Genomic DNA, 26,071 nt, shown 5'->3' on the forward strand with positions numbered 1-26,071 from the left:
GACGGAAAGTCGCCAACTTCTTGACAGGTTGTGAATGGTGTTGGAAGATCCTGGTGGGTCGCGAGGCAGAAGCCGTCACGAAAGGTCTTATGCTCGCTGAAACTCGTCGTCGTCACCTCCTCGACCGCATCGCCCGCCAGGGCTTCGCCTCCCTGGATGAGCTGGTCAAGGAATTGGCGGTCTCCGAGAGCACGGTCCGCCGGGACCTGGAAGCCCTGGAGCTTTCCGGTTCGATCAGGCGGACCCACGGCGGTGCCATGCTGGCCGACGAGACGCGCTCCATCCTTTCCTTCGACGAACGCTGCACCTCCGCCACGGCGGAGAAACGGGCCATCGGCCGGGCTGCGGCGTCCCTCATCGATGATGGGGACACCGTGCTGCTGGACGGCGGGACCACCACGCTCGAAGTCGCCCGAGCCCTCCAGGGGAGGCCCGTCCAGATCGTGACCAACAGCCTGCCCATCGCCCAGCTCGCCGCGACCAACAAGGAAACCGATCTGATCCTGCTGGGCGGCTACGTCTATCCCCGGACCGGGGTCGCCCTGGGGCCGCTGGCCATCGCATCGATGCAGGGCATCCGGGTCCGCAAGGCGATCCTGGGGGCGGGCGGGATCATGGCCGAGGGGATCTTCAACGCCAACCTCCTGCTGGTCGAGACCGAGAAGCAGATGATGGCCTGCGGGCAGGAGACCATGATCGTCGCCGACCGATCCAAGTTCGGCCGGCTATCCCTCGCCTGGCTGTGCGGGCTCGACGCGGTGGCCGACCTCGTGGTCGACGCCGGCGTGGCCGAAGTCCACCGCCAGATGCTCGAATCCGCCGGGGTCCGGGTCCACCTCGCCGCCCCGATCGCCGACGCGGGCGATGGCGAGGCCGCCGCCCCCCTGATCCCCGCCCGCTTCCCTGGCCCGAGGTCCTCGTCATGAGCGCGACCGCCGCATCCCCCGACCGCGACCAGATCGAACAGCTGGTCCGCTCGATCCTCGCCCAGTCCTCGGGTAACGGCTCCAACGGCCCGGCCCGGTCGGGCTACACGCCCAACCTGGTCGTCAACATCTCCGCCCGGCACTGCCACCTCCGGCAGGAGGACGTCGAGGCGTTGTTCGGGCCGGGCTACAAGCTCACGGAGTTGAAGCGGCTCTACCAGGCGACCGACTTCGCCGCCAACGAGACGGTGGCGGTGGTCGGCCCCCGGCAGCGGATGATCCCCGGCGTGCGGATCCTCGGCCCGGCCCGGTCGTACAGCCAGGTCGAGCTGGCCTTCACCGACGCGATCAGCCTGGGGATCGAGCCCCCCGTGCGGATGTCCGGCGACATCGAGGGTTCGCCCGGCTGCCTGCTGATCGGCCCCAAGGGGAGCATCGTCCTGCCCAAGGGCGTGATCCGGGCCGAGCGGCACGTCCACATGGGCCCCAAGGATGCCGAATACTACGGGGTGAAGGAGAAGGACCGGCTCAACCTCCGCGTCGAGGGCCCGTGCGGGGCGACGCTGGAAGGGCTGCTGGTCCGGACCCACCCCGACTGGAAGCTCGAAGTCCACATCGATACCGACGAGGCCAACGCCTGCGACCTGACCCGCGCCACCAAGGTGACGATGTTCAGGCCGTGACCGAGGGCTCGCCGATCGTTCCGTCCGCCGATTCACCACTGTCCGAACCGTCCGTACCAAGGGGGCCGAGATGGCCAGTTCCAGCGTTGAAGCATTGGGCATGATCGAGTGCAAGGGTTTCGTCGCCCTGGTCGAGGCCAGCGACGCCATGCTGAAGGCGGCCAACGTCGAACTCGTCGGCTGGGACAAGATCGGCTCCGGCCTGGTCACGGCGTTCGTCTCGGGCGACGTCGCGGCGGTCAAGGCGGCCGTCGATGCCGGTGCCGCCGCCGCCAGCCGGATCGGCGAGGTCGTGAGCGTCCAGGTCATCCCCCGCCCCCACGAAGACCTGTCGGCCGTCCTGAGCTTCACCAAGGCCGCCCCCGCCCCCGCCGCCAAGATCACCACCGGAAATGGAGCCTGACCCATGGCGATCACCCCGCATCGCGGCAACGGCTCGCTCAACGGCGACGCCCTCGGCCTGATCGAGACCAAGGGCCTGGTGGGCATGATCGAGGCGACCGACGCCATGCTCAAGGCGGCCAACGTCAGCCTGGTCGGCCGGGTCGGCATCGGCGCCGCGTTCATCACGACCATGGTCCGGGGCGACGTCGGCAGCGTCCGCGCCGCCGTCGAGGCCGGGGCCGAGTCGGCCAGCCGGGTCGGCGAACTGGTCAGCGCCCACGTCATCCCCCGGCCCGACGAGGCCGTCATCCGCACCTTCGTGGGCTGATCGCCCGGTTCAAAAGGATCGGTGAACTCCCATGAATGAAGCGCTCGGATTGGTGGAAACGCAGGGGCTGGTCTGCCTGATCCACGCCATCGACGCCATGCTCAAGGCGGCGAACGTCGACCTGGCCAGCACCATCATCAAGCTCGACGGCGGGATCGTCAGCGTGATGATCCGCGGCGACGTCAGCAGCGTCCGCGCCGCCGTCGAGGCGGGGGCCGAGGCGGCCGCCCGCGCCGGCGAATTGAAGGCGGCCCACGTCATCCCGAGGCCCGGCTCGCAGGTCCTGGCCGCTTTCGGCGGGGGCCGTTGATGAAGATCCTGGTTGCCAACCTCGGCAGCACGAGCTTCAAGTACCGCCTGTATGACCTCTCCGAGGCCGGGGAAAACCTCCTGGCCCGGGGGGCCATCGAGCGGATCGGATCGGACAACGCCAAGGTCTCGACCCAGTCGGGCCGCGGAAAGTCCGAGCAGGTCCGGCCGATCAAGGACCACGGCGACGCGGTCCAGATCTGCCTGGACCAGCTCGTCGACCCGTCGGCCGGCGTCCTGGCGGACACCTCGGAAGTCGCGGCGATCGGCTTCAAGGCCGTGCTCGCCAAGGACGTCTCGGGCGTCCAGCTCGTGACCCCGGCGGTGCTGGACGCGATGGACGCCTTCGCGGACGTCGCCCCGGCCCACAACCCGCCCTACACCGCCGCCATGCGGATGCTCGGGGAGCGATTCCCCACCATCCCGCTGGTCGCCGCGTTCGAGACCGGGTTCCACCAGACGATCCCCGACGGCAATCGCCGCTACGCCATCCCCGACGACTGGACCAACCGGCTCGGCATCCGCCGGTGGGGGTTCCACGGCAACAGCCATACCTACATCTCGCGTCGGATGGTCGAGCTGGTCGGCCGGGACGGCCTCAAGGTCATCTCCTGCCACCTCGGCGGAAGCTCCTCGATCTGCGCGATCCGCGACGGCAAGTCGGTGGCGACCAGCATGGGGATGAGCCCCCAGTCGGGCCTGCCCCAGAACAACCGCGTCGGCGACCTCGACGTGTTCGCCCTCCCGGCGATCATGAGGGCCACCGGCCTGACCCTCGAACGCGTCCTGGACACCCTGGCCAACCAGTCGGGCTTCCAGGGGATGGGCGGGGTCGGCAACGACCTCCGCGACATCGAGGCCGCCGCCGCGGCCGGCAACGACCGTGCGAAGCAGGCCCTGGACGTCTACATCTCCTCGGCCCGGCACTACTTGGGGGCCTACCTGGTCGAGCTGGGCGGGGCCGACGCGATCGCCTTCACCGGCGGGATCGGCGAGAACTCGTCGCTCGTCCGCGAGGGGATCTGCCGCGACCTGGGCTGGTTCGGCATCAAGCTCGACCCGGCCGCCAACGCCTCGGGGCCCGACGAGCGGATCGTCTCCACGCCCGACTCGCGGGTCGAGGTCTGGACGGTGCCGACCAACGAGGAAATCGTGGTCGCCCGCCACGTCCGCGACCTGCTCTCGTCCGGGCAGAACGCCTGACCTCATCTCGTTTCGGGGAGTGACCGCCCGATGTTCGTCGCCCGCGTGACCGGAAGCCTGGTGGCCACCCAGAAGGTGGCGTCGATGACCGGGCACAAGCTCCTGACCGTCGAGCCCTACCGGATCGACGAGAAGGATCGCTCGCGCCTGGTCCCGACCGGCCGGACCTTCGTGGTGGTCGACGCCCTCGGCGCCGGGCTCGACGAGATGGTCCTGATCTGCCAGGGGTCGAGCGCCCGGCTCACCCCCGAGACCGAGAAGCTCCCGATCGACGCCGTGGTGATCGGCCTGGTCGACACCATGGACGTCGGCGGCAAGACGATCTTCTCGGCCCGCGACGGCGGCGAATAAACCGCGACGGCTCAATCCCCGAACCGAACACCGGCCCTACCTCCTTGCCACGGTGCCCGCCATGGACATGACCGAAGACCTGATCCGCAATGTCATCCAGCAGGTGCTGACCCAGATGGGCACCGGCGGCGGCGCCCCCGGCTCCAACGGCAACGGCTCGCCCCGGCCGTCCGGCAAGGACGGGGTCTACCCGACCGCCGACGCCGCCGTGCAGGCCGCCGAGGCCGCCTTCCAGAAGTACCGGACCCGCCCCTTCGCCGACCGCAAGGCGGCCGTCGCGGCAATCCGGACCATCTGCGTCGAGCAGTGCGAAGAGCTCGGCAAGATGGAGATGGACGAGACCAAGATCGGCCGGCTCGACCACAAGATCGCCAAGCTCCGCGACGCGATCCCCCGGGCCCCGGGCGTCGAGTACCTCCGCTCGGACAACTGGTCGGGCGACGACGGCCTGACCCTCACCGACTACGCCCCGTTCGGAGTCATCGGGGCGATCACCCCGGTCACGCACAGCCTGCCCACGCTGGCGGGCAACGCCATCAGCATGCTGTCCAGCGGCAACACGGTGGTCTACAACGCCCACCCGTCCGGGGCCAAGGTCGCCGCCGAGGGGGTCCGCCGGTTCAACCGGGCGATCCACAAGGCGATCGGCATCGAGGACTTGCTCACGATCATCGAGACGCCGACCCTGGAATCGGCCGCCGCCCTGTTCGACCACCGGGGCGTGAAGCTTTTGGTCGTCACGGGCGGCCCCGCCGTGGCCCGCGCCGCGCTGGCCAGCAAGCGTCGCGCCGTGGTCGCCGGCCCGGGCAACCCGCCGGTGGTCGTCGATGCGACGGCCTGCCCCGATCATGCCGCCAAGTGCATCATCACGGGTGCCGCGTTCGACAACAACCTGCTCTGCATCGGCGAGAAGCAGGTGTTCGCCGTCGCCGGGATCTTCGACAAGCTGATGGACTCGGTCGGCCGCCACGGCGGCTATCGCCTCACCCCGGGCCAGATCGACGCCCTGACCGCCAAGGCATTCACCAAGGGGGATGACAACCATCTCCACGTCAACAAGGACCTCGTCGGGGCCGACGCCGCCGTGCTGGCGAAGCACGCCGGGGTCGACGTGCCGAAGGGGACCGAGATCGTCTTCGGCGAGACCGGGGCCGACCACCCGTTCGTCCAGCACGAGCAGATGATGCCGTTCATCCCGTTCGTCCGGGTGCCCGACGTCGACCGGGCCATCTCGATGGCCAAGGAGAGCGAGCACGGCTACGGCCACACCGCCGTCCTCCACTCCCGCGACACGTCGGTCATGCAGAAGATGGGCAAGATCATGGACTGCACCATCTTCGTGGTCAACGGCCCCAGCACCGCCGGCCTGGGCCTCGGCGGCGAGGGCGTCCTGTCGTTCTCGATCGCCGGCCCGACCGGCGAGGGCGTGACCACGCCGTTGACCTTCACCCGCCAGCGTCGGACGACGATCGCAGGCGGCATGCGGTTCATCTGATCGGTCCCGAGACGGGAGGCGTACCGCGATGCAACTCGGCCGCGTGCTGGGGACGGCGACGACGACGGTGAAGCACCCCACCTTCCATGGGGAGAAGCTGCTCGTCGTCCAGATCGAAGGGACCAACGGCCGCCCCGAGGGCGAGCCGGTGCTGGCCTTCGACCGCCTGGGCGCGAGCCGGGGCGACGTGGTGCTGCTGACCACCGACGGGCGGATCTTGCAGGAACAGATCGGGCGGACCACGCCCGGTCGCTGGACCGTGATGGGGCTCCCCGACGGATGAATCCGAGCTGGCCGGAGGTGAACGCGGCCGTTTTGGCCGTTCTGGGCGACTTCCTCGGCGGACGCAAGGCGTCGTCCCGCCCGGCCCCGTCGCGCAACGGCCACCACGCCGCCGGCACGAACGGGAAGGCGGACGGGTTCGTCTTCGCGGATCGGCTCCTGTCGCTCCGCCATGCCGAGACGCTGGCGAACGGGTCGGCCCGCGAGATCCGCGTGGCCCCCGGCACGGTGGTCACCCCCCTGGCCCGCGACTGGCTGAAACGGCAGGGTCTGGTACTCCGCATCGTGTCGGGCAAGGACGCCGCGGCGGCCCGGGCTCGGGCGGTGGGCGAGTGGGGCTTCGCGATCGAGTCGCGGTCGGGCCAGGCCGAGTCACTGCGTCGGTCCCTGCTCGAAGGCGATGCCTGGTCGGAGGTCGGGGCCGACGCCACCGAGGCGGCGCACTGGGTCGTGGATGGCGAGGGTCGGGGCGTGCTGGTGGTGGCCGACGAGGCGTCGGTGGCCTGCTGGCGGGCGAACCGGGTCGAGGGGATCCGGGCGGCGAGCGTGGCCGAGGTCGACGCCGTGGCCCGGGCGATTCGCCACCTCGGGGCCAATTTGCTGGTGGTCGAGCCGGCCGGCACGTCGATCTATCTCCTGAAACACCTGGGGGAGCGGTTCCGCCGCGGCGGGGCCCCCGCCCTGCCCGACGGCTGGGACGACGATGGGCCCGAGATCGGGACGGGGGGGACGCGATGAGGATCGCCGAGGTCGTCGGCCGGGTCACGCTGAGCCGGGTCCATCCCAGCCTCCGGGGGTCGCGCTGGGTCGTCGCCCTGCCCATGCCCCGCGAGGCGCTGGTCGAGGACTCGCCGAACCGGGGCGAGGAAGTCATCGCCTACGACGAACTCGGGGCCGGACGCGGCTCCCTGATCGGGCTGAGCGAGGGAGCCGAGGCGGCCAACCCCTTCGGCAAGGACAAGAAGCCGGTGGACGCCTACTGCGCCTGCCTGATCGACCGACTCTACCTCTGAGCCAAGACGAAACACACACGCGGACGAAACGAACCCATTTCACGGGGATGACCGACATGGCCGGCGACTTGATGAGCGAGTGGAAGCTTCGGGAAGAGATGTGCGAGATCGGCCGGCGGGTCTACAACAAGGGCTTCGCCGCCGCCAACGACGGCAACATCAGCTACCGCCTCAGCGACGACCGCGTCCTCTGCACCCCGACCCGCGTCTCCAAGGGGTTCATGAAGCCCGACGACCTCTGCATCGTCGACATGGACGGCAAGCAGGTCTCCGGCAAGCGGAAGCGCTCCAGCGAGATCCTGCTCCACCTGACGATCATGAAGGAACGGCCCGACGTCAAGTCGTGCGTCCACTGCCACCCGCCCCACGCCACCGCCTTCGCCGTGGCCCACGAGCCGATCCCCAAGTGCACGATGCCCGAGTTCGAGGTCTTCCTCGGCGAGGTGGCGATCGCCCCCTATGAGACCCCCGGCACCCAGGCGTTCGCCGACACGGTGATCCCCTACGTCCGCGACACCGACGTGATCCTGCTGGCCAACCACGGCACGATCACCGTGGGCTCGGACCTCACCGATGCCTACTTCAAAACCGAGATCATCGACGCCTACTGCCGGATCCTGATCCTCACCAAGCAGCTCGGCCGGGTCGAATACTACGACGACGCCAAGGCCGCCGAGCTGATCAAGATCAAGCCCAACCTGGGCATCCGCGATGTCCGGCTGGAGAAGGGGCTGGAGAACTGCGACCTCTGCGGCAACAGCCTGTTCCGCGAGGGGTACACCGACTTCAAGCCCGAGCCCCGCGCCTTCATCCCGGCCAAGCTCCAGGAGACGCTGACCTCGCCGCCGACCTCCGCCCCGGCCTCGAAGCCGACCGGCAATGGCCAGGGCGACGTGAGCGAGTCGCTGGTCCAGGCGATCACCGACCAGGTGATGCGGGCCATGCAGTCCGCCGGCAAGAACTGACCTGAATCCCTACATCCACACGCAAGAGACGGCCCGGGGAGGGCGAGCATGAAGGTCAGCATCATCGGCGGCGGCGGTCTGGTGGGCTCGTGCGCCGGGTACGCCTTGCAGTGCGGCGCGATCGCCAGCGGCATCGACCTGATCGACGTCAACGGCGACCTCTGCAAGGGGCAGGCGCTCGACCTGCTCCACGGGGCGTCGATCGCCGGCGATCAGCGGATCCGGGCGGTCGGCTACGAGGCGATCCCGGAAAGTGATGTCATCTGCATCACTGCCGGCCTCCGCCGCAAGCCGGACGAGAGCCGCCTGGATCTCATCAACCGCAACGTCCTTCTGTTCCTCGACATCCTGGCCAACGTCAAGGCGGCCGGCCCGAAGAAGGACGCGATCGTCCTGGTCGTCTCCAACCCGGTCGACGTCCTGACCTACCTGGCAACGATGCAGCTCGGCCTGCCGGCATCGCAGGTGATCGGCCTGGGCACCCTGCTCGACTCGGCCCGGTTCCGCTCTTTGATCGCCGACTCGCTCAAGCTGCCTGCCACCCAGGTCACGGCCACCATCCTGGGCGAACACGGCGACAGCATGGTGCCGATCTGGTCGGCGGCGCAGGCGGCGGGGCTGCCCCTGGACAAGTTCCCGGGCTGGAACCCGCAGTCGGCCGACGCCCTGTTCCTCAAAACCAAGGGCAGCGGCGCCGAGGTCATCAAGATGAAGGGCGGGGCCGGCTTCGCCGTCGGCCTGTCGATCCGCGAGGTGATCCACGCGATCGCCCTGGACAGCAAGCGGATCCTGCCGGTGGGCTCGCTCGTCGATGGCGTCTACGGGATGCGGGACGTCTGCATCTCGGTCCCCACGGTGGTCGGCCGCAAGGGGGCGGAGAGGCAGCTCGAAATCGAGCTGTGGGGCAAGGAAGTGTCGGCCCTCCAGAAGTCCGGGCAGGTGCTCCGCGACACGATCGACACCGTGCTGAAGGCCAACCCCAACGCCGCCAAGGGCGCCGTGGCCCGGCCGACGGCACCGGCCGCGAGCAAGCCGGCCGGCAACGCCACCGGCTCGGGCGTGCGGGTGACGATGGGCTCGGGCGGTGGGATCAATAATGGCGGCCGTCCCCGGGTCACGATCTCGGGACAGGGGGGATCCGGACGTGGTTAAGACGCTCGACCGCAAGCTCGAAGCGATCCACGCCGACCCGTCGGGGTGCCGCGAATTCATCCTGGCCGATGCCAAGGACGCCGACATGGCGTTCGGCATCGGGGCGCCGGGGCTGTCGCCCGAGATGCACGCGGGCGAGACCCGGTTCAAGACCCTGGAAGAATACCGCGACCAGATCCGTGCCATCGTCCGGCAGGGGCTGGTCGACATCATGCTGATGTCGGCCAGCACCAACCACGCCCTGACGATCCGCGAGCGTCTGTTCGAGGGGTCGCACATCACCCCCGCCGCCCGGGCCAACGACACCACCGACGTCCACATCGCCCGGGGGTCGAGCTACGCCAGCGTGGCCGCCCAGCCGTTCCGGTCGGCCAGCCTGGACCACATCCAGTGCGGCCACCTGGACTGCTCGCCCGAGGAACGAGCCCTGGGGGCCGACCTCGGCCTCTATAGCGTGACCTTCAACAACGACCTCGCCCGGGACCGCGACACCCTGCTCCGGTTCCACGAGTTCCGCGAGGAGGCCGAGCGGAAGAAGTTCCGCTACTTCCTGGAAGTCTTCGACCCCAACGTCCCGGGGGCCGTGGATCCGGCGATCCTGCCGCACTACCTCAACGACATGATCGCCCGGATGCTGGCGGGCGTCGCCCCGGCGGGCCGGCCGACCTTCCTCAAGATCGTCTACCACGGCCCGAAGGCGATGGAGGAGCTGGTCCGCTACGACCCGCACCTCGTCGTCGGCATCCTGGGCGGGTCGGCGGGCACCACCCGCGACGCCTTCCAGATGCTGGCCGACGCCCAGAAATACGGCGCCAAGGTGGCCCTCTACGGGCGGAAGATCAACAACGCCGAGAACCAGCTCGCCTTCGTCCAGTTCCTCCGCCTGATCGTGGACGGGGTGATCGGGCCGGTCGAGGCGGTCAAGGCGTACCACGCCGTCCTCCAGAAGCTCGGCGTCCGGCCCCACCGGTCGCTCGAAGATGACCTCAAGACCCAGGACGCCGCCATGAGCTATGGCGGGACCAAGTCGAAGGTCGTCGTCCCCGAACGCGCCGCCCCGGCCGAGGCGGCCCACGCCTCCTGCGGATGCAATGGCGCACCCAAGCCGGCTCCGGCCGCCGCCAAGCCCGCCGGCTGCGGCTGCCACGGTGCCCCCTCGCCCGAGGTGGTGCTGGCCGCGCTCACCACGCCGCCTAAGGCCAGGCCCACGACCTCATCCAACGGCTACCCGACCCACGCGGACGGCCTGCCCGACTTTGCGAAGATGGACGTGGGGCAGAGGCTGGCCTATCATCGCAATCGGCTCGGCCTGGGCCGCTGACGATCGCGCGAGCCGGGCCGATCGGGGGATCATCCGATGGCCCGGCTCGTTCTCGATGGGGTCCGCAAGACGTTTCCCGGCGGGGTCGTCGCCGTCGATGGCGTCGACCTGGCGATCGAGTCGGGCGAGCTGTTCGTGATCGTCGGCCCGTCGGGGTCGGGCAAGAGCACCCTGCTCCGCCTGACCGCCGGCCTGGAGGCCCTGGACGCCGGATCGATCTCCCTGGGCGGCCGGCGGATCGACGGCCTTGCGCCCCGCGATCGCGGCGTGGCGATGATCTTCCAGGGGCAGGTCCTGTACCCCCACCTCAACGTCTTCGACAACCTCGCCTTCGGCCTCCGCGCCCGCAAGAAGGCCGGGGCCGAGATCGACGCCGAGGTCCGGGCCGTGGCCGACACCCTGGGGCTGGGAAAAGTCCTCGATCGAGCGGTCGCGACCCTCTCCGGCGGCCAACGGCAGCGGGTGGCCCTGGGGCGGGCGATGGCCCTCCGCCCCGACGCCTTCCTGCTCGACGAGCCGTTCACCGGGCTCGACGCCCCGCTGCGTGCCTCGACCCGCGCCGAGCTGGCCGACCTCCGGAGCCGGTTGGGATCGACGATGGTGATGGTCACGCACGACCAGTCCGAGGCGATGGCCCTGGCGGATCGCCTCGCGGTGCTCGACCACGGCCGACTCGTCCAGGTGGGCACCCCGCAGGAGGTCTACGACAATCCCGCGAGCCGCTTCGTCGCCCGCTTCATCGGCCACCCGCCGATGAACCTGGTGCCCGGTCTGGTCGCCCGCGAGGGGGACGGGTTGATGGTCCGGATCCTCGATGCGGACCACCTCGCGCCGTTCCGTCTCCACGGTTGGGCCCCCTGGCTCGACCCGATGTTCGCCTTCGGATCCCCTCGTGTCGACTTCGGGCTCCGCGCCGAGCATTTCCGGCCGCTGCCGGCCCGCGGGGAGACGCCCCCCCATGGCACGGTCGTCCGGCTCGAACCGACCGGCCCGGAGACCCTGGCCACCATCGTCGTGGGATCCCACCGCGTCGCCGCCTGGATCCACGCCCATTCGCCGATCCGGGTCGGGGATCCGGTCCACCTGGTCATCCAGTGGCAGAGGGCCTGCGTCTACGACCCGGAGACCGGCCGGCGGCTCGGGCTCACCCCGCCTGCCGGCTGATGTCCTCGAACGACTCGCCCTCGGCGGTCGGGATCGTCCGGATCTCCTTCGCGTCGAGGTCCAGCCGCCGGAGGTCGACCATCCGGACCTTGCGATTGGCCTCGGTATGGAAGTGATAGCGAAGGTTGGCCAGGTCGGCCACCGCCGTCCACTGCGTCACCTCGAAGGACTCGGGCCCCTTCCCGGTCTCGCGCACCGAGCCCCGGGGGATGTCGAAGTGGTTCAGGATGTGGAACGCCTGATCGACGGCGTCGCGGGCCGTCGCCGTCGGGGTCGCCGTCTGGGTGAACGCCACGGCGCGGACGAATCGCGAAGGCGGGGTGAAGTCGCCCGGGATGCCGAACAGTCCCGCCCCCTGCCCCAACGGGGCCAGCCGCAGCCCGGCCAGTTCGACCGGGGGTACGCTGTTGACCGAGAGGTTGACGTAATTCCGCAGGTTGGTGACGTGCCAGTCGAACGTCGGCGAGTTCGTCGTCACCCCAAGCGGGTTGTCATGGACGACCAGCTTCCCGTCGACGAACTCCAGGACCGCCGACCTTCCCGAAGCATCATGCACGGCATAGTGGACCGGCAAGACCGGCCCGTCTTTCCCCAGCGGGATCTCCCCGACCACCACCTCGCGGGCCTTCGCGATCGCCTCCGCGACGGTGGCCGAGGTCCCCAGCAGGTAGCCGCCGAGTTCATGGGGCGCCAGCGACCGGGGGATTTCCCCCTCGCCCACCGCCTGATACGTGGCATATCCCGGGAAGTAGAAGATCCCCACGGCCAGGCCCTTCTCGTTGAGCCCATCCACCACGGTCGGCAGGCCGAAGGCGTTCATCCCGGCGAAGCCATACGTCCCCGCCCACGACAGGCCCGCCTTGCCGCCCGGGCCCGATCCCACGTAGGCCCGCCCTCGGGGCACCACGATGATTTCCGACCGGAGGTCCGGCGCGAACTCCATCGTCCGGGCCGAGATCACCGACCCATCCCCGGCCTTGAGCCGGATGCCGGTGCAGGCCGAGGCCGGGACGATCGCGAGCAAGGCGGCCGGGATGGCCAGGAACCAGGGGAAGCGTCGGGTGGACATCGGGGATCTGCCTGGGAGGAGGGGTCGGATCGAGTCACGTCCCCCCCCACCATAGGACGGGGCCGGGCGGAAGTCGCACGGCCCGCACCGTTATCTCGATCAGTCCCGCCGCTCGTCGGGTCCCTGCGACTCGACCTGTTCGCGGAACTTCATCGCCGCGGATCGCTCCTGCCTGGTCTCTTGTCACCTGGGCAGCTTGTCGGCGTGGCAGATGCCGCAGCGAGCCTGCCCGCAGTCAAACGCATCCATCTTACGAAACCGGCCTTTTTGCAGCTCGCACGGGCAATCAATGGCGTCCGGGCTCCAGCCGAAGGCAAGGTTAATCGCAACGTGCCGCAGGTAATGTCTCTTCCACTCCCGCTGGGTCCGCGGGAAGTCCTCGTGCCAGCGTCTCATCCGAGCCTCGCATGGTGGGTCGCGACCCCTGCGGGATGGCCATGCGTGGCCTCCAACCCGCAGGGCATCGCATGCCCTCCCAGCTCGGCAATTTGATGGGTGTCATGGTCCGTCTCCCCGGGCGCACAGCCCTCGCCGGATCGGACAGGATCCAGGCCCGTCGGGTTCGCTCGACCGGGGAATGCTCGGGTTCAGCTGGCCACGGCGGTCTCGGCGACCTGCCCATAGACCTCGGCGGCGGCGGCGAGCCCGGCGCCGGGTTCGAGGCGATGGCCGAGGTCGCGGAGGCAGGTCTCCAGGGCGGCCAGGACCAGCGTCACGTTGAACGGGCGGGCGTTCTGGCCCATCAGGCCGATCCGCCAGGCCTGGCCCTTGAATGGCCCGAGGCCGCCGCCGATTTCGATGCCCCATTCGGAGACCAGCCGCTTCCGCACCGCCACGTCGTCGATCCCGTCGGGGATGCGGACGCAGTTGAGCTGCGGGAGGATGTGGGCCTCGTCGGTCAGGTAGGACAGGCCCATCGCGGTGAGGCCGGCCTTCAGGGCGCGGTGGTTCTTAAGGTGGCGGGCGTGGCGGGCCTCCAGCCCCTCCTCGACGATCAGGGCCAACGCCTCGCGGAGGGCGTAGTTCATGCTGATCGGGGCGGTGTGGTGGTAGAACCGGTCGCTGCCCCAGTAGCGCTGGATCATCTGCATGTCCAGGTACCAGCTTTGGACCTTGGTCTTGCGGCTGCCGATCACCTCGGCGGCCCTCGGGCTGAACGAGACCGGGGCCAGGCCGGGGGGGCAGCTCAGGCACTTCTGGGTGCCCGAGTAGATGGCGTCGATCCCCCAGGCATCGACCTCGACCGGCACCCCGCCCAGAGAGGTCACGGCGTCGACGGCGATCATCGCCCCTTCCTCGTGCGCGACCTTGCTGATCTCCTCGATCGGCTGCCAGGCTCCCGTCGAGGTCTCCGCCTGGACGATCCCGACCACCTTGGGCTTGTGCTGGCGGAGCGCGGCGCGGACCTCCTCGGGGTCGAACACCTCGCCGTAGGGACGCTCGATCGTCGAGACCTTGGCGCCGGCCCGCTCGGCCACGTCGACCATCCGGCCCCCGAACACCCCGTTGACGCAGACCAGCATCGGGTCGCCGGGCTCGATCAGGTTGACGACCACGGCCTCCATGCCGGCCGACCCGGTGCCGGAGACGGCCATGGTGAGCCGGTTCTCGGTCCGGAAGACGTGCCGGAGCAGGTTCTGGGTCTCGTCCATCAGCGCCACGAACGCGGCGTCCAGGTGCCCCAGCAGGGGCATGCCCAGCGCGGCCAGGACCCGCGGGTGGACGTCGCTCGGCCCCGGCCCCATCAGCACCCGGGCCGGGGGATTGAGCGGGGCGGGGACGTCGATCGGGAGGGATTTGGTGGCGGCCACGACGGCACTCCGGGGCTACAGGGCGGGACACGCTCGACGCGCGAGATCAAGGCCCCAAGGTAGGGCAATCCGCCCCGGCGATCAATGCCCCCCGGCTAGGCCGGCGTGTCGGGGGGCCGATCCTTGACCAGGGCGGCGATCCGCTTGAACAGGGGATGGGCGGCCGTCTCGGCCCACTCGAACAGGGCGGCCTCGGTGGTGGTCAGGACCGCGCCGGCCCGCTCCAGGCGGCGGAGGGCGACGTCGTGGTCGAGGCGGAATCGCGAGCCCACGGCGTCGACGGGGACCTGGACCCGATAGCCGAGCCGGAGCAGTTCCACGGCCGTCTGCGCGACGCAGATGTGGGACTCGATGCCGGTCACCGTGACGTGTCGGATGCCCGCCCCGCCCAGGTGGTCCACCAGGCCCGGGGCGCCGCAGGCGTGAAACGTGAGCTTGGCCGGACGCTCGGCGAACAGGCCGGCCAGTTCGGGCACGGTGGGGCCGAGGCCCTGGGGATATTGCTCGGTGGCGAACGAGGGGACGTCGAGCATCCGGGCGGCGAGGGCCAGCCGGATGGCGTTGGCCACCAGGCGGTCGCGATCGAGGATCGCGGGGATCAGGCGTTCCTGGACGTCGACGACGAGCAGGGCGCCGTCGCGGGCGGCGAATCGTTCGGGCATCGGCATGGAGTCGGACTCCGACGGGTTTGGGAGCCTCATCCGGCCGCCTGATGCTAGGATGCGACGCCGGCACTCGTCAAGTCGCGGCTTGCCGTTGGAAGCCGGGCATGAAAAGCGGTATACTCGCGGCTCCACAGCCGGCCGGCCGGGGATGTCCCGGGGCCGGCCCCTTCGCCGCACGGGCGAGTCGGATATCGGACGGGGGCCGTCTCTCTTGGCCGACAAGCCTCGCCTCCTGGTCATCGAGCGCGACACGCCGGAATCCGCCGCGATCCGGTCCCGCCTGGCCGACGGGTTCGACGTGATCGGGGCGCGGACCATGTCCCGCGCGCTGGTGCTCCTGCGCGAGCAGGAATTTGCCGGGGTCTACGTCGATACCGCACAGCTCTCGCTGGTCCGCTGGGCGGGCGTGCTGATCCAGGCCGACGAGATCCTCGATGCGATCGCCGACGGCGTGGCGGTCGTCGACCCCGACCTCCAGATCATCTGGACCAACCCCGAATTCACCCGGCTGGTCGACCCCGATGTCGACCTGATCGGCGCCAAGTTCTACCGGGCCCTGGGCTCTCCGGAGATCCTCGGTCCCGAATCCTGCCCGTTCGCCACCTCGGTCGCCGCGCGGGAGCCGGTCGGCACGGAGCTGCGGATCGACGCCAATCGCTACCTCCGCGTGACATCCACGCCCGTGTTCGACAACTCGGGCCGGCTCACCCACCTGATCGCCCTGACCCGCGACATCACCGACGAGACCCTCCAGCAGCAGAAGATCACCGCCATCCACAAGGCCGGCGACGAGCTGGCCGACCTCACCCCCGAGGAACTCGCCGAGATGGGGGTGGAGGAGCGGACCGACCTGTTGAAGTACAACATCGGCCGCCATATGAAGGACCTGCTCAGCCTGGACTTCATCGAGATCCGCCTCCTGGATCGCGTGACCGGCCGCCTGGTCCCTCTGCTCACCGAGGGGATGACCCCGACCGCTGCCAATCGCGAGCTGTTCGCCCGCGTCCATGGCAACGGCGTGACCGGGTTCGTCGCGGCGACCGGGCAGAGCTACCTCTGCCCGGACACCACCAACGACCCCCTTTACCTGGAAGGGGCGGCCGGCGCCCGCAGCTCGTTGACCGTCCCGCTCAACTACCACGGCACGGTGATCGGCACCCTGAACGTCGAGAACAACGAGCCCAACGCCTTCGACGACCGGGACAGGCGGTTCCTGGAGATCTACGCCCGCAACGTCGCCTCGGCCCTCAACACGCTGGAACTGCTCCAGGCCGAGAAGGAGAGCACCGCCTCCGCCTCCGTGGAGGCGATCAGCCGCGAGGTGGCGATCCCCCTGGACGACATCCTCAACGACGCCACCACGGCGCTGGACCGCTACGTCGGCCACGACGAGGAGATCGTCGCCCGGCTCAAGCACCTCCTGTTCCGGGCCCGCGAGATCCGCGGCCTGATCCAGAAGGTCGGCTCGTCGCTCGCCCCGGAGCCGAAGCGGAGCGGCGCGGCGGCCCCGCCTCGCCTGTCCGGCCAGGTGATCCTGGTGGCCGACGCCGACGAGGCGATCCGCAAGGCGGCCCACCAACTCCTGGGCCGCGAGGGGGCGACCGTCGAGACCGCCCGCGACGCCCACGAGGCGATCGCCCTGGCCCGGCAGACGCCCTACGACGCGGCCATGATCGACATCCGCCTGCCCGACATGGACGGCTACCAGACCATGTGCGGGCTCCGCGAGGTCCAGCCCGGCGTGCCGATCATCCTCATGACCGGCTTCGGCTACGATCCGACCCACTCGATCGTCAAGGCCCGCCAGGCCGGCGTCCAGAACGTGCTGTACAAACCATTCCGGGCGGAACGGCTCCAGGAAGTGATCGAGCTCGCCCTCCGACCGCCCACGGCGCCCCCCACCCCCGCGCCGGCCGTCCCCCCGGAGTCCCCTCCGCATGACGCTCCCGCTCGATAGCTGGCCGGCCCTGATCGCCCTGGCCGTGGGCCACGTCGCCCTGTTCGTGGTGGTCCTGAACGTGGTCCACGCCACGTCGATGCCCGAGCGTCGGCTCAACGTGATCAACCTGATCTGGCTCGCCCTCCTGCTGGGCGGCCTGGCGGGCCTGCTCTTCGGCGGCCCGTGGACGGCCTGGCCCCTGCCCGGCCGGGTCTATGCGATCGCCTGCCTGGTGATGACCCTGGGCGTCCTCCCGCTGGTGACGGCGATCCGCGCCCTGCGCCGGCCCCCGGCCGGCATCGCCGTGCGGGGCGAGGACCTCGACCTGGGCTCCGGCCCGGGGGCCGTGGATGCGATCGGCGACGGGCACCACAACTGGCTACTCCGCCTGCCCGGCAACCACGCGCTCCGGCTCCGCAAGCTCGAGTGCGACCTGACCCTGCCCGGCCTGCCCCGCGCATTCGACGGGCTGGCCATTGTCCACCTGACCGATCTCCACTTCGCCCGATGCTATCGCCGCGAGTTCTTCGAGGCCGTCGCCGACGAGGCCGCGCGGTGGGACGCCGACCTCATCGCCTTCACCGGCGACCTGCTCGATGACCCGGAGACCTACGTGTGGACCGAGCCGGTGATGGGGCGGCTGCGGGGACGGCTCGGGCAATTCTCGATCCTCGGCAACCACGACCACCTGCTCCGGCCCGGCCGGGCCCGGCGATGCCTCCGCAAGGCCGGCTTCACCGACCTGGAAGGGCGATGGGAGCGGATTGAAATCGATGGGGCGTCCTTGATCATCGGCGGAACCTCGGCCCCCTGGGGGACCCGGATCGATTTCCAGAATCTGCCCGAGGCCGATTTCCGGCTCCTTTTGAGCCACTCGCCCGACCAGTTCCCGGCGGCCGCGTCCGGCGGGGTGGACCTGGTCCTGGCCGGCCACAACCACGGCGGCCAGGTCCGCATCCCCGGCTTCGGGCCCCTCCTGATGCCCAGCCGCTACTGCCGGCACTTCGACCGGGGGTTCTTCCGCCAGGGCCGCTCGACCCTCTACGTCAGCCAGGGGATCGGCGGCAAGCACCCGATCCGCTATGGCTGCACGCCCGAGATCACCCGATTCACCCTCCGTGCCGCTCCCGCCCCAGCCTCTCACCTGAAACCGGCCGCCAGCCTGGCCCGCCAGGCCTGAGCCAACCCCCGCCCGGCCCGGCGCGGCGGCCGCACAAACCGGCGTTTCGGCCGGCTCAGGCCGTCGAGCCCGGAGCCCGGAATCTCCCGTTGCATCCCGGGTGGCCGCAAACTCGGCGTCGGCCGACCCCGGACGTTCGCTCATCAGGCCACAGCCACGACTCTCAATCGCCTCGATCGACAGGGCCGGTCGGGCCGGCATCGGGCCGCGAACCCCAGCCACCCGGACGCAACGCGATCCGCGATCAAACCTCGCGCGATTGGACGGCGTCGCCTGCAAGTCGGCATCGCTGGCCCTCCTCGGGCATGGCGACGGGCTGGGCACGACCCGTCGAGGGTCACATCTCGCGGGAGTCGAGCGGGTCGGGGATGTGGCGGAGGTCAGGACCTGCGGCGAATGCGGGGCTGCTGGGATCGAGGCGAAGGTCATCCCGGCTCATGGTCCAGGCCGCGCGGTTGGTGGACGCATCGTTGACGAATTTCAGGTCGCCGTGGATCGCGGCTTCCTCGGCGCGGCCGACCGACTGGCTCCATGAAGCCCGGTTGAGCAGCCGAGGCATCCCGTCGGGCCGGCTTGCATCATCCCGACGGTAAACCGACACGCGGTGATAAGCGACCCCCCGAGCCTGCCAGCGGATCAGGTCGGCGAGCTGGTCCAAATCCTCCTGCCCGATCACGCGGATCAGGGGCAGGCTGGGGTCGCCCGTCGTCAGGATCGAGTCGCGGGCGTCGACATCGACGATCGGCAACTCGGGGTCGCCGGGCTTCGATTCCAGGAAGATTGTCCCGCCTCCGGCGCGCGACGTGGTCCGGCTCATCTCCAGGCGGATCAGGCCGGTCGTCCGCCCATCGGGGAGGCCATGCCCGTGGATCAGCGAACCGCCGGTGAAGACAGCCGCATCTTCGATCTTGAGTTCCAGAGGACACCCCGCCGCGATGTCGACGAGGTCTTGCCCGGACCGGAGCAGGCATTCCTTGATACGCACCCGGGCCGGGATCGACCCGGCGGGGACGACCGCGAATGGGGCCGGGACCCCGACGGCCGGCGGGTCGTCGCCGGACGAGGCGGCGATCACGGCCGATCGTGCCCTCGTCCCCTCGATGGTCACGGTGCACGAGACGAGTTCGAGCTTCGCCCCGCCCGATCGCAGGTCGAACGCGGCCCAGCGACCCGGCAACGGGGCATCGCCGGCTGCCAGGAGGATATCGATCCCCTCCCACTGCACGGCGCCCGACACGATCGTCGCGAATGCCGGCCAGTCCCAGGCCCCGGTGATGTAAGCCGGATCGGGGCGGAAACGGATCTGGGGCCTCGTCGGGCCGGCCTCGGCGCGGATCACCCAGGAGGTATTCGCCGGGAAGCGGATCGCGGGCAAGGACCAGTCGGCGTCGGAGGCGATGATCAAGGTCCGGGTGCCCGTCGTCGATCGCGTCAGGGCATCCATGAACTGGACGGGGGTCCGCAGGACGGCGTTCGGCCCGCCGCTGCCGCCACCGTTCCCGGCCGGCTCGACCGGCCAGGTCAGGGGGTTCAGGGGGCCCGGCCCCGGAGGGGCGGCGGGCGGGGCGACCGGCGCCGGGGCCAGATCCGGCCGGGCCTCCCCCTCGACGATCTCCGCGGGCCGGCCCGCCGGGGCGGTGCGGCTCCCATTGGGGGCCGGCATCGGGATCGGCATGGGGATGGGCATCGGGACCTCCTCCTCCTCGGGCTCCTGGGGGAAGGTCCGGGGGGGAGGAGGGGAGGACGGTGAGGGGACTGGGGGTGGCGGCTCGGCGATTACCTCGTCGCCGCCGCGGTCGCTCCTGGCCGCCGGCAGGGCCGCGACCGCCATGACCGTCGGGGCAGGGAGCGGGCCGGCGGGCCCCTGGCGTGCCCCGGCGCGGTGGGGGGCCTCGCGCGGCAGGGCCAGGCGGAAGGCGCGGGCGGGATCGGCCGGCCCCCCCGCCAGGGTGGCCATCGGGTCCGGGTCGTCCCAGGGGTGGAGATCCGCGGGGAGTGATCCCGCTTCGCGGAACACCTCCGGGTCGTCGGCCCATCCCGCGAACGATCGGATCGGCAGGCGGTCGGCCCCGACGATAGCGGGCTGGAGGTAGGAGCCGACCCGCGCGTAGACGTTATCCTGGCCCCACCAGTCCAGACGTTCCGGGTTGTCGATCGTGACCAGGGTCGCGGGCGAAGCGCCCGGAGGTCCCACCACCGAGTTCAGGAGCCGGACGCGCGGCGAGGTGCCCGAGAACCGGAACACCGGCCCGGCCCCAGCCAGCACGCTGACGTGGAGCATCCTCAGGTCGACCGCGACCGAGCCGGCCCCCCCGGGGTCGGGGTTGTCGCACCAGAAGTTCGCCAGCGACGACGGCGCCGGCCCCAGCTCGCAATCGCGGACGTTGAGGTCGACCGGGCCCATCGCCAGGATCGACGCCTGCCCCCCGGCGAAGAAGCAGGCATCGGCGAGGATCGTCGGCACCCTCTCGCCGGATGTGCCCGACTTGGCGCCGCCACGGGCCTGGATCGCGGCAGGCCGCCCCCGGGGGTTGGCAGAGGCCGAGGGGCGGAGGAACGAGCAGCGGCGGACCGTCAGGTCGGTCTCCTCGGCCCGGATCGCAGCCAGGTCCTCGTTCTCGACCACGAAGGTGACGCCGTCGACCGCCAGTTTGCCGTTGGCCACCTCGATCAGGGCGGGTGACGCAGCCCCAGCGAGGGCGACCATCCCATCGGCGGCCAGGCGGACGACCGGCCGGACGCCCGCGTCGGCCTTGATCGATACATCGATGCCCGGCAGCTTCCGGCCCGGCCCCGGCCTCAGCTCGTAGGGGCCATCCTCGACCAGCAGGATCGTGGCGCGGCGGGGGGCCTCGGCCAGGACCCGGAGCAGGTCGTCGCCGGGCCGGACCGCGATGTCGCGGGGGGGCTCGGCCTCGCGTGCGGGGACCTTCTGGGTGGCGACCACGGGAATCGGGCGCGGCACGGGCGGGGACACCGTCTCGATGACCGGCATCGTGGGACCCGTGCCGTCCCCCCACCACGCGAGGGCCCCGAGGATCATCGCGAAGGCGACGACCACCACCCCGCCGGGCACGTGCCGCTGCCAGGCCGGGGTCGGGGCCGGGGGCGACCAGGTGATCCCCTCCGGGCTGCTGGGGCGGAGGCCGAGCGATCCGGCCAGCGCCAGGAGGTCGCGGGCCAGTTGCTCGGGCGTCTGGTAGCGGCGGTCGCGATCCTTGGCCATCAGCTTGACCAGGATGCTCGCCAGCCCATCCGGGACGGAGGGGTTGAGCAGCTGGATGTCGGGCGGAGCATCCTTCTGGTGGTTCAGCAGCTTCTGCGTGACCGTCCCTTCCGGGAACGGCGGCTGCCCGGACAGCATGTGGAACAGGGTGCATCCCAGCGAGTAGAGGTCGCTGCGGATATCCACGTCGCGCGGGTCGCGGGCCTGCTCGGGGCTGATGTAGTCGAACGTCCCGAGGGTCATTCCCGACTGGGTCAGGCCGGTCTCGTCGTCGCGCTCGAATCGCCGCGCCAGGCCCATGTCCACCAGCTTCGCCCGCCCCTGGGGCGTGACGATGATGTTGGATGGCTTGATGTCCCGGTGGACCACCCCTCGCGAGGAAGCATGGACCAGCGCCCCGGCGATCTGGAGCGTCAGGTTGATCGCCCCCTCGGTCGTGAACGGGCCACGGCCCTCCACGACCTGGCGGATCGTCGTCCCCTCGATATACTCGAAGGCGATGAAGTGATACCGGCCATCGTATCCGATCGTGTAGACCCGGGCGATGTTCTCGTGGTCGAGCCGGGCCGCCGCCCGCCCCTCCTGGTAGTACCGCTGGACGACCTCGGGGTCGACCGCCTGGTCGGGGGGGAGGATCTTGAGCGCGACGTATCGGTCGAGCTTGATGTCTGCGGCGCGGTAGACGGCCCCCATGCCGCCGGCCCCGATCGACTCCTCCAGGGCGAAATCGTCGATCCGCTCGCCCGGCTCCGGCAGGGGCAGAGCGGCCGGCTTCGGCCCCGGCCTGGAGAGTTTTGAGCCGTGGGCCGACCCCGAACGGACCGTCGGTGGATCGTCGCCGTCCCCTCGCGGGGGCCCGGGAGCGTTCGGGCCGGGCAGGCGCCCCGAGCCCTGGGCTCCGAGCGGCCCGGATCGGGGCGTCGGGTCGAAATCCGGCATCGGGGCGTTCTCTCTCGGGTGGGGCCCGAGGAGCCCCTTGTGGCGACAGTCCGTTGTTCCACGACCGGACGAGCGGGCCGAAGCGGCCCGACCGCGGGCGGAGACGCGAGGTTGAAAGGGCGACGGGATTTCGCGTCGAGTCCGCCTTTCATCCTAGATCGCGACATTCGTCCCTGTCAATCGCCGCGCGAACCATCTTCCTCCGACCATCGTAATGTCGGGAAAATCCGCGTGGGGCCTCGGCGCGGGTGGTTTCGGGCCTCACAATAGGGGGACTGTCGGAGTTATCATCGAGCGAGGCGTTCGCCCTCGATTCATCGCCCCCCGACCATCCGTCGCATTGCCCAGGAGACGACTCCGTTGAATCGGCGATCCCCCGCCTTGTACGGCATCCTCGGCCTCGTCTCATTCATCGCCGGGTGTGATTATGGGTCGGGGCCCGCCCCGGTGTTCAGGCCCGATCAGGTCCGCGGCCCGCTCCCCACCCAGGGCCGCCAGGCCGCCCCCGCCGCGCCGGCCTTCGACCCGTCGGCGGCCCTGGGCGAGTTATCCGACCAGGAGAAGAAGCGCCGCGACGCCATCCTCAATCGTGTCATCACGCTGATGAAGTCGGCGGCGATCAACCCGGCCGGCGGCCAGATCCGGATCGCCACGGACAGCCTCAACGAGTTGTTCGAACAGGGGACCATCGCTTCCGACTATGCCGTCTCGGCCGGAGAGGCGCGGTTCCTGGAATTGAAGCTTCCGGAGTTGTTCCGCGACCCGCAACCGGTGGTCGACCAGATCATCTCGAAGAAGTTCACCGACCGCGACGCCCGCCACATCGAGGACTGCATGTTCTACCACGTCGTCGCCACCCGGGTGGCCGGCGAGGGGGATGAGCTGACGCGGGTCCGTCGCATCTTCGACTGGGTGCTCCGCCAGGTCCAGCTCGTCCCCCCCAACTCGCTCTCGGGCGACGGCATCCCGCAGGCGGAGGTCCGCCCGGCCGACGCCCTGTTCCGGGGCATGGGCGTCGAGCAGGGCGGCCGCTGGTCCGAACGGGGCTGGCTGTTCATGGCCCTGTGCCGCCAGATCGGCGTGGATGTCGGCATCCTGACCTACTCCCCCCGTCGGGCATCGGGGCCGGTGGCCGACCAGGCCGCGCCGGCGCAGCCGCCGGTCGCCTGGGCCTGCGCCGCGGCCATCGGCAAGGAACTCTACCTGTTCGACGCGGCCCTGGGGATGCCGATCCCCGGCCCGGACGGGACGGGCGTGGCGACCCTGAACCAGGCGATCGAGATCCCCGACGTGCTGGACCGGCTGAGCCTCCCGGACCAGCACTACACCTATCGGGCCAGCCGCGCCGACCTGACGGCGAGCCCGACCAAGATCGGCGTCCTGGTGGATTCCAGCCTGGCCTACATGGCCCCCCGGATGCGCCTGCTCCAGGGCCAGCTCCGGGGCGAGTACAAGACGATCCTCTTCCGCGACCCGGCCGAGCAGGCGGTGAAATTCCGCGAGGCGCTGGGGCCCCGGTTCGGCGGCACGACCCTCTGGGAGCTCCCGATCAAGGTGGAGACCTTGCTGTTCAGCGACGCCGAGTTCGTCCAGTCGACTTTGATCTCGCTCCGATTCTTCGATCCCAAGTTGCCGCTCATGCTCGCCCGGACCGCCCAGCTCCGCGGCGACCTGCCGGACGCCCTCCAGCGGCTGGCCACGCTCCGGTTCGCCGACAACCCGGTCATGAACAACAAGGAGCAGACGCCGATCCCCCCCGAGGTCCAGCAGGGCCTGGACGTCTACGCGACCTGCTTCCTGGCGGAATGCCAGCTCGACTCGGGATACCCGGACAAGGCGGAGGAGATCTACCGCAAGGCGCTCGACCTGATCCCCGAGCCCGGGCCGGGCCGGAATGCGTTCTACATGCTCAGGTGGTCGGCCCAATCGAACCTGGCCCGCCTCTGCGAGGCCCGGGGCGACGTCGCCGGCGCGATCGATTTCTACACCCGCCCGGACCCCACGCCGCAGCATGTCGGCAACCTGATCCGGGCCCGGGAACTGGTCTGGGCCGACCCGTTCGCCGACCCGATCCCCACGCCCCCCCCGGCGCCGGCCGACCGGTCGGGACCGCCCCCGACGGCCACCAATCCGTGAGCGGCCGGGGCCGGCCTACCGGCCCGCCTCATCCGTGTGATAGATTCAACATGCCGGGCCGGGCGGCGAGGCGCCGCCCGGCCCGCCCCCTTGCGTGCACCTAATGAGGTTCGTCGATGCGTCCCCGGTCCTGGAGGCGTCATGCGGGATGGTGATCGCGGGAGCGTGCCCAATCCCCGCGCGGGGGGCGAATCGGCCCTGATGGCGGATCGGGGGGCGGCCCCGGCCCCCTCCCCGGGCGCGATCATCGTGACCGAGGTCAGCCCGTTCCATTGCCTGTATCAGGATGCGCTCGAATTCCACAAGCAGAGCCGCCTGGCCCTGAAGCAATCCGAGTCGGCGGCGAGCCGGTTCGCGCGGGCCTCGCTCCTGCTCTACGTCGCGTCGGCCGAGGCGTTGATCCACCAAGCGGCGGCCGAACTGGGCCGGGCCGATCTGGCGGCGGTGGTCGCCGACCCGATGCGGCCCCTGCCCCTGGCCGACGTCTCGAAGCTGCTGCCCGGGATCCTCGGGGCGCCCAAAGCGTGCGACCACGACACGCCCCCCTGGCCGCAGTTCGCCGAATTGCTGGCGTTGCGGGCGACGTGGTCCCATCCCGGAGAGGCGTCGGCCCGGCGGGCTTATTACGTCCAGTCCCGCCCCGATGCCGATTTCGAGCCGCTCCAGCCCCACCAGATCCCGCCGGGGTCGGGGCTCCGGCCCGATGCGTTGATGTTCCCCCGGACGGGCCTCCCTCGCGACCCCTATGCCATCCGGCCGCGGCACCTGGACACGGTCCGGAGCGTCCTGGACAACGCCGTCGAGGCCCTCGACCGGAGGCTGGACGGGGCCCTGACCCGCGACAATCGGCACCGACGCGAGCCGACCCGACGGGTCCCGGCGAACGCCCCGTTGCATCAAAGTTGAATCGGATCGATCGGGCGGAATTTCCCGTCACGAGCTTGTCCGCCCGCGTATGATGGATGGACATCGGCCCTGCGTGATTCCCACGCGGGGCGACTCATCCTGAAGGGCCCCCAACCTCGTGTCCGCCTCATCTTCGTCCGTTCGCCAACTGTCTCGCCAATGGACCGGCCGCCTTTCCACCTATCGCCTGCACCGCAACGATGAGCATCGGGAAGCCCTGGTTGCCGACGCGACCCGATATGCTGGCCTTCACCTGGAAAACGACCTGTCCCGCTCCGCCTACTGGTCCAAGGCCCCCCTGGCCCGCCGCGCCGCGTTGATCCTGTTCCTGGTCGACCGCGGGATCGTGAGCCGCGAGGTCCGCGAGGGCCGCGTCGTGTTCGTCGTCCGCGACCACGCCTCGGACTGGGCCGCCGCCCAGCCCACGATGGCGTCCTACCTGGAGCCGACCCTGGAAGTGCTCGCCGCCCTCCGCGGCGCCCAGGGCGTCTGTCCCCCGGCTTCGGCCAACTGACCGTCCGGGGCATTGAATGGCCCGCTCCCGAGCCCGCCAGGGCCCGGGGGCATCTCCCATTCCCATCCTGACCGACCGGCCTTCCCGCCATCGCTCGCCGGCGATGACGG

23 protein-coding genes and 1 pseudogene are annotated in these 26,071 nt (G+C 70.4%); 20 read left to right on the forward strand and 4 right to left on the reverse strand.

What is annotated here, in order from left to right; all coding sequences use genetic code 11:
* Positions 1 to 89: 89 nt before the first annotated feature.
* The 15 genes and pseudogenes from TA3x_RS24190 (at position 90) to TA3x_RS24260 (ending at position 11,576) form a co-directional block, all read left to right on the forward strand.
* On the forward strand, positions 90 to 926 hold the full coding sequence (locus TA3x_RS24190; RefSeq protein WP_435017241.1) for a DeoR/GlpR family DNA-binding transcription regulator: 837 nt from the start codon (positions 90 to 92) through the stop codon (positions 924 to 926).
* Positions 923 to 1,609, forward strand: a complete 687-nt coding sequence (gene pduL / locus TA3x_RS24195; protein WP_435017242.1) for a phosphate propanoyltransferase — start codon at positions 923 to 925, stop codon at positions 1,607 to 1,609. Before TA3x_RS24190 ends, pduL begins: the two co-directional genes overlap by 4 nt.
* A gap of 70 nt (positions 1,610 to 1,679) precedes the next feature.
* On the forward strand, positions 1,680 to 2,012 hold the full coding sequence (locus tag TA3x_RS24200; RefSeq protein WP_435017243.1) for a BMC domain-containing protein: 333 nt from the start codon (positions 1,680 to 1,682) through the stop codon (positions 2,010 to 2,012).
* A gap of 3 nt (positions 2,013 to 2,015) precedes the next feature.
* Positions 2,016 to 2,321 carry a BMC domain-containing protein gene (locus TA3x_RS24205; protein ID WP_435017244.1) on the forward strand — a complete coding sequence of 102 codons (306 nt, stop codon included), beginning with the start codon at positions 2,016 to 2,018 and terminating at the stop codon, positions 2,319 to 2,321.
* 31 nt (positions 2,322 to 2,352) lie between these two features.
* Positions 2,353 to 2,631, forward strand: a complete 279-nt coding sequence (locus TA3x_RS24210; RefSeq protein WP_435017245.1) for a BMC domain-containing protein — start codon at positions 2,353 to 2,355, stop codon at positions 2,629 to 2,631.
* Entirely contained in the window at positions 2,631 to 3,833 is a 1,203-nt protein-coding gene (locus tag TA3x_RS24215; RefSeq protein WP_435017246.1) for an acetate/propionate family kinase, read from the forward strand. Before TA3x_RS24210 ends, TA3x_RS24215 begins: the two co-directional genes overlap by 1 nt.
* A 30-nt stretch (positions 3,834 to 3,863) precedes the next feature.
* Complete coding sequence (locus tag TA3x_RS24220; RefSeq protein ID WP_435017247.1) at positions 3,864 to 4,184, forward strand: EutN/CcmL family microcompartment protein; 321 nt, start codon at positions 3,864 to 3,866, stop codon at positions 4,182 to 4,184.
* Between the two features lie 61 nt (positions 4,185 to 4,245).
* Positions 4,246 to 5,679 carry an aldehyde dehydrogenase gene (locus TA3x_RS24225; protein ID WP_435017248.1) on the forward strand — a complete coding sequence of 478 codons (1,434 nt, stop codon included), beginning with the start codon at positions 4,246 to 4,248 and terminating at the stop codon, positions 5,677 to 5,679.
* A 28-nt stretch (positions 5,680 to 5,707) separates the two neighbouring features.
* Positions 5,708 to 5,962, forward strand: a complete 255-nt coding sequence (locus TA3x_RS24230; RefSeq protein WP_435017249.1) for a EutN/CcmL family microcompartment protein — start codon at positions 5,708 to 5,710, stop codon at positions 5,960 to 5,962.
* Positions 5,959 to 6,699 (forward strand): hypothetical protein, encoded by a 741-nt coding sequence (locus TA3x_RS24235; RefSeq protein WP_435017250.1) that lies wholly within the window; start codon positions 5,959 to 5,961, stop codon positions 6,697 to 6,699. Before TA3x_RS24230 ends, TA3x_RS24235 begins: the two co-directional genes overlap by 4 nt.
* Positions 6,696 to 6,974, forward strand: coding sequence for a EutN/CcmL family microcompartment protein (locus TA3x_RS24240; protein ID WP_435017251.1), 279 nt, complete (start codon positions 6,696 to 6,698; stop codon positions 6,972 to 6,974). The genes TA3x_RS24235 and TA3x_RS24240 overlap by 4 nt, the downstream gene beginning before the upstream one ends.
* A 56-nt stretch (positions 6,975 to 7,030) precedes the next feature.
* The gene (locus TA3x_RS24245) at positions 7,031 to 7,939 is read left to right on the forward strand and encodes a class II aldolase/adducin family protein (protein WP_435017252.1); all 909 of its coding nucleotides are present in this window, start codon (positions 7,031 to 7,033) and stop codon (positions 7,937 to 7,939) included.
* Positions 7,940 to 7,987: 48 nt separating this feature from the next.
* A pseudogene (locus TA3x_RS24250) lies at positions 7,988 to 8,908 on the forward strand (malate dehydrogenase); the annotation flags it as partial.
* A gap of 175 nt (positions 8,909 to 9,083) precedes the next feature.
* Positions 9,084 to 10,412: a hypothetical protein gene (locus TA3x_RS24255; RefSeq protein WP_435017253.1), complete on the forward strand. Its 1,329-nt coding sequence runs from the start codon at positions 9,084 to 9,086 to the stop codon at positions 10,410 to 10,412.
* 36 nt (positions 10,413 to 10,448) lie between these two features.
* On the forward strand, positions 10,449 to 11,576 hold the full coding sequence (locus TA3x_RS24260; protein ID WP_435017254.1) for an ABC transporter ATP-binding protein: 1,128 nt from the start codon (positions 10,449 to 10,451) through the stop codon (positions 11,574 to 11,576).
* On the opposite strand, the gene TA3x_RS24265 is transcribed toward TA3x_RS24260, so the two are convergent.
* From TA3x_RS24265 to TA3x_RS24275, 3 genes are all read right to left on the reverse strand, one after another.
* On the reverse strand, positions 11,557 to 12,645 hold the full coding sequence (locus TA3x_RS24265; RefSeq protein ID WP_435017255.1) for a linear amide C-N hydrolase: 1,089 nt from the start codon (positions 12,643 to 12,645) through the stop codon (positions 11,557 to 11,559). The genes TA3x_RS24260 and TA3x_RS24265 overlap by 20 nt on opposite strands.
* A 587-nt stretch (positions 12,646 to 13,232) precedes the next feature.
* Complete coding sequence (locus TA3x_RS24270) at positions 13,233 to 14,390, reverse strand: pyridoxal-phosphate-dependent aminotransferase family protein (protein ID WP_435022426.1); 1,158 nt, start codon at positions 14,388 to 14,390, stop codon at positions 13,233 to 13,235.
* Positions 14,391 to 14,551: 161 nt separating this feature from the next.
* On the reverse strand, positions 14,552 to 15,124 hold the full coding sequence (locus tag TA3x_RS24275) for a hydrolase (protein WP_435017256.1): 573 nt from the start codon (positions 15,122 to 15,124) through the stop codon (positions 14,552 to 14,554).
* A gap of 208 nt (positions 15,125 to 15,332) precedes the next feature.
* Between TA3x_RS24275 and TA3x_RS24280 the strand changes: the two genes are divergently transcribed.
* Positions 15,333 to 17,078 carry a response regulator gene (locus TA3x_RS24280; protein WP_435017257.1) on the forward strand — a complete coding sequence of 582 codons (1,746 nt, stop codon included), beginning with the start codon at positions 15,333 to 15,335 and terminating at the stop codon, positions 17,076 to 17,078.
* Positions 17,059 to 18,240 carry a metallophosphoesterase gene (locus TA3x_RS24285; protein WP_435017258.1) on the forward strand — a complete coding sequence of 394 codons (1,182 nt, stop codon included), beginning with the start codon at positions 17,059 to 17,061 and terminating at the stop codon, positions 18,238 to 18,240. Before TA3x_RS24280 ends, TA3x_RS24285 begins: the two co-directional genes overlap by 20 nt.
* Before the next feature lie 337 nt (positions 18,241 to 18,577).
* Here TA3x_RS24285 and TA3x_RS24290 read toward each other — a convergent pair whose 3' ends face one another.
* Positions 18,578 to 22,405 carry a protein kinase domain-containing protein gene (locus TA3x_RS24290; RefSeq protein WP_435017259.1) on the reverse strand — a complete coding sequence of 1,276 codons (3,828 nt, stop codon included), beginning with the start codon at positions 22,403 to 22,405 and terminating at the stop codon, positions 18,578 to 18,580.
* 360 nt (positions 22,406 to 22,765) lie between these two features.
* Here TA3x_RS24290 and TA3x_RS24295 point away from each other — a divergent pair, with 360 nt between their 5' ends.
* The 3 genes from TA3x_RS24295 (at position 22,766) to TA3x_RS24305 (ending at position 25,961) form a co-directional block, all read left to right on the forward strand.
* Positions 22,766 to 24,541, forward strand: a complete 1,776-nt coding sequence (locus tag TA3x_RS24295; protein WP_435017260.1) for a hypothetical protein — start codon at positions 22,766 to 22,768, stop codon at positions 24,539 to 24,541.
* Positions 24,542 to 24,706: 165 nt separating this feature from the next.
* On the forward strand, positions 24,707 to 25,447 hold the full coding sequence (locus TA3x_RS24300) for a hypothetical protein (RefSeq protein WP_435017261.1): 741 nt from the start codon (positions 24,707 to 24,709) through the stop codon (positions 25,445 to 25,447).
* Between the two features lie 118 nt (positions 25,448 to 25,565).
* A complete protein-coding gene (locus TA3x_RS24305; RefSeq protein ID WP_435017262.1) occupies positions 25,566 to 25,961 on the forward strand; it encodes a hypothetical protein in 396 nt (131 codons plus the stop codon).
* Positions 25,962 to 26,071 lie beyond the last annotated feature (110 nt).

The organism is Tundrisphaera macrotermitis, assembly GCF_051175315.1.
Lineage (GTDB): Bacteria > Planctomycetota > Planctomycetia > Isosphaerales > Isosphaeraceae > Tundrisphaera.